The organism is Streptomyces sp. NPDC059010, from assembly GCF_042740355.1.
Taxonomy (GTDB): domain Bacteria; phylum Actinomycetota; class Actinomycetes; order Streptomycetales; family Streptomycetaceae; genus Streptomyces.
The window spans coordinates 1-5765 of the sequence record NZ_JBHYJA010000101.1 but is presented as its reverse complement, the minus strand read 5'-3'; the positions used below and the strand labels follow the sequence as shown (position 1 = coordinate 5765).

The following is a 5765-nucleotide window of genomic DNA, read 5'->3' as shown; positions in this document are numbered from 1 at the left end:
CGACCCCCTCACCCGCCCGCGCCCGCCCCTCCCGCCCCGCGCGGCCCGGGGGGGGGGGGGCGCGCGCCCCCCCGCCCCCGCCGCGCCCCCCCCCCCACGACAGTTCCCCTACGACACCCCGGTCAGAGCTTGGTGATGTCCAGCCCGCCCTCCGCGTACTGCCTGCGCAGCACCTTCTTGTCGAACTTGCCGACGCTGGTCTTCGGCACCGCCGCGATGACCGTCCAGCGCTCCGGGAGCTGCCACTTGGCGATCTTTCCCTCCTCGGCGAGGAAGGCGCGCAGGGTCTCGAAGTCGGTGCTGGCGCCGTCCCTGAGGACGACCGTGGCCAGCGGGCGCTCGCCCCACTTGTCGTCGGGGACGGCGACGACGGCGGCCTCGGCGACGTCCGGGTGGGACATCAGCGCGTTCTCCAGCTCGACCGAGGAGATCCACTCGCCGCCGGACTTGATGACGTCCTTGGCGCGGTCGGTGAGGGTGAGGAAGCCGTCGGCGGAGATGGTGCCGACGTCGCCGGTCTTCAGCCAGCCGTCCTCGCTGAACTTGTCGGCGGGGCGCAGCGGCTCGCCGTCGGGGCCGTTGTAGTAGGCGCCCGCGATCCAGGGGCCGCGCACCTCCAGCTCGCCGGCGGACTCGCCGTCCCAGGGGAGGCGTTCGCCGCCGGGACCGGTGAGGCGGGCCTCGACGGAGGCGGGGAAGCGGCCCTGGGTCAGGCGGTACTCGAATTCCTCCTCCGTGCCGACCGCGTGGGCCGGCGGACGGGCGATCGTGCCGAGCGGGGAGGTCTCCGTCATGCCCCAGGCGTGGCAGACCCGCATGCCCAGCTCGTCGAACGCCTTCATGAGGGAGGGCGGACAGGCCGAGCCGCCGATGGTGACCTGGCCGAGAGTGGAGACGTCCCGCGGCTTCGCGGTCAGCTCGGCGAGCAGGCCCTGCCAGATGGTGGGCACGGCGGCCGCGTGGGTCGGCCTCTCGCGCTCGATCATCTCGGCGAGGGGCGCAGGCTGCAGGAAGCGGTCCGGCATCAGCATGTTGACGCCGGTCATGAAGGTGGCGTGCGGCAGACCCCAGGCGTTGACATGGAACTGCGGAACCACGACGAGCGAGGTGTCCTGGTCCGTCAGACCCATCGACTGGGTCATGTTGACCTGCATGGAGTGCAGGTAGATCGAGCGGTGGGAGTAGACCACGCCCTTCGGGTCGCCGGTGGTGCCGGAGGTGTAGCACATGGAGGCGGCACGCCGCTCGTCCAGCTCCGGCCAGTCATACGTGACCGGCTTGCCGGCGATCAGCTCCTCGTACTCGTGCACCTGGACTCCCGCGTCCGCGAGGGCGGAGCGGTCACCCGGACCCGACACGACCACGTGCTCGACCGTCTTGAGGTGCGGGAGCAGCGGGGCGAGCAGGGGGAGGAGGGAGCCGTTGGCGATGACGACCCGGTCGGCGGCGTGGTTGACGATCCAGGCCAGCTGCTCGGCCGGGAGGCGGAGGTTGAGGGTGTGCAGCACCGCCCCCATGGAGGGAATCGCGAAGTATGCCTCGACATGCTCCGAGTTGTTCCACATCAGGGTCGCGACGCGCTCGTCGTCGGCCACGCCCAGGTCCTGGCGCAGGGCGTGTGCCAGCTGCGCCGCACGGGCACCGATCTCGGCGAAGGAACGGCGGTGCGGTTCGGCCTCGCCGGTCCAAGTGGTGACCTGCGATGTGCCGTGGATCGTCGACCCATGGGTCAGGATCCTGGAGATCAGCAGCGGTACGTCCTGCATGGTGCTCAGCACGGCGTCCTCCCGGGGGCGACATTGCCTACGCGGTGGTAAGGGTTGCGCTGATTCTGCTCACATACCGCTTGGTATGTCACTAGGTGCCGCTGATCGATCAAGTCACGTTGACAAAGAAAGACTGTCTGGGGGGCGGCCGCCTCCGGGCGGGCGGGGCTTGCCCCGAGGCCGTCCCCCTATCGGACGAGGCCCAGCTCGGGATCCTCGCGCAGCTTGCCCAGCGCACGCGACACGGCCGACTTCACCGTGCCCACGGACACCCCGAGCACCTCGGCCGTCTGGACCTCGCTGAGGTCCTCGTAGTACCGCAGGACGACCATCGCCCGCTGCCGCGCGGGCAGCCGCATGATCGCGCGCCACATGGCGTCGTGCAGCGCCTGCTGCTCGGCCGGGTCGTCCTGTCGGCCGGGCGCGGGCTCCGGCTCGGGCAGCTCGTCACAGGCGAACTCGTCGACCTTGCGCTTGCGCCACTGGGACGTCCTCGTGTTCAGCAGTGCCCTGCGCACATAGCCGTCGAGCGCACGGTGGTCCTCGATGCGCTCCCAGGCCACGTATGTCTTGGTGAGCGCGGTCTGCAGCAGGTCCTCCGCGTCGCTCGGGTTCGCGGTCAGCGACCGGGCGGTACGCAGCAGCACCGGCTGACGGGCCCGCACATACGACGTGAAGGAGGGGTACGTCGCGTTCGGAAAGGTCTGCCTCGCCGATGTAGCGGCCTCGGAAGCGCTGGTGCAGACGGGTGTGGTCATGGCTCCACGCTATGAGCGACCCCTCCTTGAGCGGATCGGCCGCAGGTGCCGAAGAAGCGTCCGCCTCAGGTTGTAGGGGTGGGGCCCACTCCACCTCCTGAAGGTGGACGAGCGGGGGACACCTACTGCGGGATTACCCCTGGGGGTCATCCCTCGGCGGCAAGCACCAGACCCGACGTCGGCACGCCCGTACCGGCCGTCACCAGGACCCGTCCCGCCCCGGGTATCTGGTTCACGGACGTACCCCGCACCTGCCTCACCCCCTCCGCGATTCCGTTCATCCCGTGCAGATACGCCTCCCCCAGCTGCCCCCCGTGAGTGTTGAGCGGCAGCCGCTCCTCGGCCACGAAGCCGGCGGCCTCCCCCTTTCCGCAGAACCCGAACTCCTCCAACTGCATCAGCACGAACGGCGTGAAGTGGTCGTACAGGATCCCCACGTCGATCTCCCGCGGCCCCAGCCCCGCCGTCCGCCACAGCTGCCGCGCCACCACGGCCATCTCCGGCAGACCGGTGAGGTCGTCCCGGTAGAAGCTCGTCATCTGCTCCTGCCCCCGGCCGGCGCCCTGGGCCGCCGCCGCTATGACGGCCGGCGGATGGGGCAGGTCACGGGCCCGGTCGACGGACGTGACGACGAGCGCCTGGCCGCCGTCCGTCTCCTGGCAGCAGTCCAGCAGCCGCAGCGGCTCCACGATCCAGCGCGAGGCCGCGTGGTCGGCGAGGGTGATGGGTCTGCCGTGGAAGTAGGCGGCCGGGTTGGTCGCCGCGTACCTGCGGTCCATCACCGCCACATGCCCGAACGCCTCCGGCGTCAGCCCGTAGGTGTGCAGATACCGCTGGGCCGCCATCGCCACCCAGGACGCCGGGGTGAGCAACCCGAACGGCAGCGACCAGCCCAGCGCCGCGCCCTCCGCCGACGGCTCCCGGTGCCGCACTCCCGAGCCGAAGCGCCGCCCCGACCGCTCGTTGAACGCCCGGTAGCAGACCACCACCTCGGCCACACCGGTGGCGATGGCGAGCGCCGCCTGCTGGATCGTCGCGCAGGCCGCGCCGCCGCCGTAGTGGACGCGGGAGAAGAAGGACAGCTCACCCATGCCGCAGGCCTGGGCCACGGTGATCTCCGGGCTGGTGTCCATCGTGAACGTCACCATCCCGTCCACGTCCCCCGGCGTCAGCCCCGCGTCGTCCAGCGCGGCCCGCACCGCCTCCACGGCCAGCCGAAGCTCACTGCGCCCCGAGTCCTTGGAGAACTCGGTGGCCCCGACACCGACAATCGCCGCCCGCCCGGCAAGGGCATCCCGCCTGCGCACGCTCATGCCGGGTCCTCCGAGGGCTCGGTGCCTGGGGCCGGTGAGGGGGCGGTGATCGCCGACGCCGGTGGCTCCGGTGCCTCCGGTGGCTCAGCCGATCCCGGTGACCCGGGTGACCCCAGCGGCACCGTCACCGTCACCGTGCCGGTCACGTGCTTGCCGATGCCGTTGGCCCCGACCACTCGTACCGTCGCCGTGTCGCCGTCGACCTCCTCGACTCTGCCCGTCAACACCATCGTGTCCCCGGGGTAGTTGGGCGCCCCGAGCCGTATGGCCACCTTGCGCAGCATGGCCGTCGGTCCGAAGTGGTCGGTGATGTAGCGGCCGACCAGGCCGTTTGTCGTCAGGATGTTCATGAAGATGTCCGGGGAGCCCTTCTGGCGGGCCAACTCCGCGTCGTGGTGCACATCCTGGTAGTCACGGGAGGCGATGGCACCGGCGACGATCAGCGTGCGGGTGATCGGGATCTCCAGCGGGGGCACTTCGTCACCGGCGTTCATGTGTCCCCTCCCGAGCCGTCCCTTCTTGAGCCGTCCCTTCTTGAGCAGCCCCCTCCTCGGCGCACCAGACCGGCAGCACCAACTCCTCCTCGTACTCCTGGAATTCGAGCCGCACCGGCAGCCCGATGCGCACCTTGTCGTACGGCGCCCCGACCACGTTGCCGATCATCCGCACTCCCTCGGCCAGTTCGACCAGGGCGACCGCGTAGGGCGGGTCGAAGGCAGGGAAGGGCGGGTGGTGCATCACGACGTACGAATAGACCGTGCCCTCGCCGCTCGCCTCGACCGTGTCCCAGTCCAGACCGCCGCAGGCGTTGCAGCCGGGCAGCCACGGGTGGCGCAGGGTGCCGCAGCCGGTGCAGCGCTGGATGAGCAGTCTGTGGCGCTGGACGCCCTCCCAGAAGCCGGCGTTGTCGCGGTTGACGACGGGGAGGGGGCGCGCGGGCTTCTGCGGTCGGCCGTCGGCGTCCTGCCCTGACGGCTTCTGCCGCCGACCGTCGGCGTGCTGTTCCGACGACTGCTGTTGCCGACCGTCGACGCCCCGCTCCGACGGCTGCTGTTGCCGACCGTCGACGCCCCGCTCCGACGGCTTCTGTTGCCGGTCCGGCTGCCCTGAGCGGCGTATGGGTGCGTACTTGAGGATGCGGAAGCGGTGTGTGCCCGCGAGGTCGGGGCCGACGTGGATGTCCATGCGGGTCGTGACGAAGTACCCCGTGCCGAGCTTCGTGGTCTTCCTCTCCGACACCGACTCGATCATCGAGTCGAAGGTGATCTCGTCCCCCGGCCGCAGGGGGCACAGATACTCCTGCTCACAGTCGGTGGCGACGACCGAGGTGTAGCCCGCCTGGTCGAGCAGGCCGAGCAGCTCGTCGTACGCGTGCGTGCGCGTCGTATGGCCGGAGAGGCCGGCCATGGTCCACGCCTGGAGCATGGTGGGGGGTGCGATGGCGTCCGGCCCCAGATACGCCGGGTTGGTGTCACCCATCGCCTCGCACCAGTGCCGGATCATGGGTGCGTTGACGGGGTCCCGGCCCGCGCGGGCCACGGCGGCCGACCGCCCCTCGTACGCCTTCAGCCGCGCCTCGTACGCCACCAGCCGCGCCTCGAACTCCTCGCCCGCTTCCACCCTCTGGCCCGCCTCCGGCTCGTAGCCCACCGTCGTCCCCTCGCCCTCATCGCCCGCATCGCCCCGCGGCGTATCGCAATGTCACTTCTGGTACACCGCGACCACCGATCCGGTTCCCACCCGGCTCCGGAAACTTCAGGACAGGCCCCGAGACAGGTTTCTGACTGTCCGTCAGATGCGACGCACTGTCAAGGCCGACGAAAAGCGGGGGGGGGGCGGCCCCCCAGGTCCGACCCCCACGGCCGTGGCGACCCCCCCAACACACCCCTCCACCAACGCCGGCGCCGCGCGCAGGGCACCCGCGGCAC

At 70.9% G+C, this 5765-nt stretch carries 4 protein-coding genes and 1 pseudogene; all 5 read right to left on the bottom strand.

Annotated features, from left to right (window positions below):
* Positions 1-122 precede the first annotated feature (122 nt).
* Positions 123-1778 carry a long-chain fatty acid--CoA ligase gene (locus tag ACFWYS_RS46420; protein WP_384783139.1) on the bottom strand — a complete coding sequence of 552 codons (1656 nt, stop codon included), beginning with the start codon at positions 1776-1778 and terminating at the stop codon, positions 123-125.
* A 176-nt stretch (positions 1779-1954) separates the two neighbouring features.
* A complete protein-coding gene (locus ACFWYS_RS46415; RefSeq protein ID WP_384783136.1) occupies positions 1955-2524 on the bottom strand; it encodes a SigE family RNA polymerase sigma factor in 570 nt (189 codons plus the stop codon).
* Positions 2525-2670: 146 nt separating this feature from the next.
* Entirely contained in the window at positions 2671-3837 is a 1167-nt protein-coding gene (locus tag ACFWYS_RS46410; protein ID WP_384783133.1) for a lipid-transfer protein, read from the bottom strand.
* A 104-nt stretch (positions 3838-3941) separates the two neighbouring features.
* Positions 3942-4331 (bottom strand): annotated as a pseudogene (locus ACFWYS_RS46405) (MaoC family dehydratase); the annotation flags it as partial.
* Positions 4318-5457 (bottom strand): bifunctional MaoC family dehydratase N-terminal/OB-fold nucleic acid binding domain-containing protein, encoded by a 1140-nt coding sequence (locus ACFWYS_RS46400; protein ID WP_384783142.1) that lies wholly within the window; start codon positions 5455-5457, stop codon positions 4318-4320. The gene ACFWYS_RS46400 and the pseudogene ACFWYS_RS46405, both read right to left, overlap by 14 nt.
* Positions 5458-5765: the final 308 nt, after the last annotated feature.

Coding starts and splice junctions, on each gene's coding strand:
- ACFWYS_RS46415 (WP_384783136.1), bottom strand. CDS start 2,524: ATGACCACACCCGTCTGCACCAGCGCTTCCGAGGCCGCTACATCGGCG.
- ACFWYS_RS46410 (WP_384783133.1), bottom strand. CDS start 3,837: ATGAGCGTGCGCAGGCGGGATGCCCTTGCCGGGCGGGCGGCGATTGTC.